1 pseudogene is annotated in these 567 nt (G+C 79.2%); it reads left to right on the top strand.

Annotated features, from left to right (window positions below):
- A pseudogene (locus FGF04_RS39780) lies at positions 1-545 on the top strand (hypothetical protein); the annotation flags it as partial.
- Between the last annotated feature and the right edge of the window lie 22 nt (positions 546-567).

The following is a 567-nucleotide window of genomic DNA, read 5'->3' on the forward strand; positions in this document are numbered from 1 at the left end:
CGCCCCACGCCCCGGACACGCCGCACAGCCCGGCCGCCCACGACGCCACCGAGCATCACCCCGACCTCGACCCCGGTCTCGATCTCGATCCCGATGACCTCGGTCTCGACGACGAGGACGGCGGTCCCGCCACCGAGCGCAGCGCGGCGCTGGCGGCGCGCCTGAGCGCCGAGCTGGCGCGCGAGGAGGCCGCCGTGGCAGCCGAGCCCGCCGCGCCCGCCACGGGCGCCGGACAGGGCGGCCCCGACCTCGGCCTCTGGGACGACGGCACCCTCCCGCTCTTCCCCCTGCAACCGCCCCGCACGGGCCGCGAGTTGCTGGGCGACCACCTGACGGCGATGGTCTGCTGCGCGGCCATGGACACGGCCGGGGCGACACCGGGCCTCGACTGGCYGGACGGCCCGACCCTCCTCGTCGGCGGCGAGCGCCCGGCCGACCTCGGCCCCCGGGTCCTCAGCCTCATCGAGGAGGGCGACCCGGGCCCCCTGCGGGCCTGGCTCCTGGACCTCGGCGTCCGCCCCGAGAAGCCCGTCCGCCTGGTCTGACCCCCGGCCCCCGGCCCCCGGC

The organism is Streptomyces apricus (genome assembly GCF_008369065.1).
GTDB classification, from domain to species: domain Bacteria; phylum Actinomycetota; class Actinomycetes; order Streptomycetales; family Streptomycetaceae; genus Streptomyces; species Streptomyces apricus.